General features: G+C 57.9%; 2 protein-coding genes. Both read right to left on the bottom strand.

Features of this window, described 5'->3' with window-relative positions:
• Nucleotides 1-280: 280 nt before the first annotated feature.
• Nucleotides 281-1,567, bottom strand: coding sequence for an OprD family porin (locus ACXRVY_RS23075; RefSeq protein ID WP_458238334.1), 1,287 nt, complete (start codon nt 1,565-1,567; stop codon nt 281-283).
• 260 nt (nt 1,568-1,827) lie between these two features.
• A complete protein-coding gene (locus tag ACXRVY_RS23070) occupies nt 1,828-2,499 on the bottom strand; it encodes a DsbA family protein (RefSeq protein ID WP_223462731.1) in 672 nt (223 codons plus the stop codon).
• Nucleotides 2,500-2,735: the final 236 nt, after the last annotated feature.

The following is a 2,735-nucleotide window of genomic DNA, read 5'->3' as shown; positions in this document are numbered from 1 at the left end:
GTTCATTGCGTAGGCTCCGCTAATCGAAATGCAGGCGCCATATTATCCTGCTCACGATTCGATAGCCCCAAAGCCCCCGCTAGTGTTGGCCATTGGCTGACAACTTCTTTGAAGCTGTCGATGATGTGTTCTGCATCCGCACGACCGAAAACGAGAAAAGCCCTGCAAGCGTAAACCTGCAGGGTTTCTCGGCCAGGCTGACCATCTCATTAAGCCCCCGAACCAGTCGGGGCTTCTTCATTCTCAGCCTTGCATCAGGCCTCGACACCACAACCAATCATCAAAAGATATTGATCGGGTAATCCACGAACACACGCACTTCGTTGCCGCTGACGTTGTACTCGCTCGACTTCTGCGACACGCGCAGGACCGAGCTGCGCAGTTTCACGCTGAGGTCTTTGGCCGGGCCGCTTTGGACGACGTATTTGATCTGGTTGAAGATCTCGCGCTCGGTGCCGCCTTCGCTGGTGGAAGTGGTGATGTTGTCGCCGCGCACGTAGGCCACGTTGTAGCTCAGGCCCGGTACACCGAAGGTGCTGAAGTCCAGGCCGTAGCCCATCTGCCAGCTGCGTTCGTCTTCGGCGTTGAAGTCGGACCAGTAGGAGTTCGCCAGGAAGATGGTGTTGCCACCGTCGCCGACGCGACCCTGGTCTTTCTGGTAGCCGCCGTAGGCGTAGCCCAGGTTGCTGTCGCCGGTGCTGCGCTGATGCGCGAGGGTGAACGAGTGCGGGYCGGTGATGAAGGTGGCCGCCAGGCTCCAGATCTTGTTGTCGTCGCCGGTGATACCGTTTTCGCGAACGTAGGAATCTTCCAGCTTGGTGCGGTAGCCGTTGAAGTCCAGGGTCAGGGACTGATCCTTGTCGATCGGGAACACGTAGTTGGCGTTCACGTATTGTTTCTTCAGCACGTCTTCGACGTCGRAAGCGTACAGCGCAGCCTTGAATTGCTCGGTGAACTGGTAGCTACCGCCCAATACGTTGATCGACTTCAAGCCACCGCTGTCGCGGCCTTCAGCGCTTTTACGCGATTCGGCGGTGAAGCGCCCGGCGTCCAGTTGCAGGCCTTTGATCTCTTTGGAGGTGATCAAGGTGCCGGTGTAGCTTTCCGGCAGCAGGCGCGAGTTGTCGTAATTCAGCACCGGCAGGGCCGGCATCTGGTCGCCGTAGGTCAGGGTGGTGCTGGACAGGCGGAACTTGATCGCCGCGCCGCCCTTGGACAGGTCGTCAGCCGGCTGGCCGCTGTCGCCCTTTTTGAAGAAGTCGATGCCTTGCGCGCCGCTACGGTCTTCGCTGCGTTCCAGGTTCAGTGCGTACAGCCCGAAAGCGTCCACACCCACACCCACGGTGCCTTGGGTGAAGCCGGACGAGAACGTGCCGATGGCCGCCTGGCCCCACTCGGATTTATCCGGGTTGCCGTCTTTGAAGTCACGGTTCATGTAAGCATTGCGCAGCAGCACCTTGAGGCTGCTGTCTTCAACAAAACCCTTGGATTCGGCCTGGTCGTTCGCCATGGCTTGTGTAGCGCTCAACATCCCCAGAGCGATCAGGCTGATTCGCTTGTTCAACATTTTGTTTTTTTCCTTAATACGGTTGATACGCGCTGTGTCGAACGGCCGAAACGGCGCTATCGCGCTCTTATTTCAATGCAAAAACAAAAAGGCCCGCTCACGATTTCTCGCGGCGGGCCTTTTATTGTTTTTGAGTCGTGGCGGTCGGCCACAGGCGTTGGGTCGAATCGTAGCTGCGCCCTCAACGATGTGTCAATTTCATGAATCTTCTGAAAACAGGCGAAAATCGTCCAGGAAATTGCTTTACGCGGCAGGAATATTCAATTGAAGCAGGCATCGAGACCGCAGACTGCTACGGAATTGGATGAGTCCTGCTCCTGCAGCGACTGACTCAGCCACTGCGCAAATGCCTGGGGTTTACCCAGCCATGGCCCGATATCGATCAGGGTGAATTGGTCATTGTGCTCAAGCGCCAGGGTCGGAAAGCCCTGCCCGCCGACCTTGGCCAAAAGAGCCCGGCTGTTCCTGATATGGCCTTCGGTGTCGGCCGCCCTTAAGGCCCTTTCGAAGGTTTCGCGGTCCAGCCCCATACCGTGGGCAAGTTCAAACAGCACCGATTCATCGGCGATGCGGCGCCCCTCCACGTAGTGAGCACTTTGCAAGTGCCCCAGCAACTCCAGCCCGCGACCGGCCATTTGCTCGGCAGCCAGCACCGCAGCGATGGGTGGCGCCGAGTCGAACACGGCGGTGTGATCACGCAGCAAACCTTCGAAATAGGCCTCACCGAACGGCTGCCCGCTGTATTCGGCGATACGCCGGTCATGGGGTATGACGTAATTGCGCAGTTGTGGCGAAACCTTTTGCCGATTGGCACCCGTCATCATGCCGCCGCCGTGGGCAATCACGGGCAGCACAGCCTGGGCGGCCTGCACCAGCGGTTTGGCGCCGTAGCACCAACCGCACAAGGGGTCGTAGATGTAATGCAGGATCATGGGAAAGCTCCGACAAAAATTCAGGAAAATTCGATGTCGGCAGATTAGTGCCGCAGCGGTCCCGGAAAAACGCCGGATTGGCTTTCAGACTGTTGCTTGAATCGGTCGAATGGTTGCGTAACAAAACCCTGTGGGAGTTCGCGATAGCGGTGGATCAGTCGACATTTATATTGATTGAACGGACGCCATCGTCGGAACGCCGCCCGGAGCAAGCTCGCTCCCACAGGGAACTCAGT

This window comes from Pseudomonas sp. P5_A2_2, from assembly GCF_054177685.1.
This window is presented reverse-complemented; position numbering and strand designations above follow the sequence as displayed.

Bases quoted from the DNA above. Each gene is read 5' to 3' on its own strand.
- ACXRVY_RS23070 (WP_223462731.1), bottom strand. From the start codon at position 2,499: ATGATCCTGCATTACATCTACGACCCCTTGTGCGGTTGGTGCTACGGC.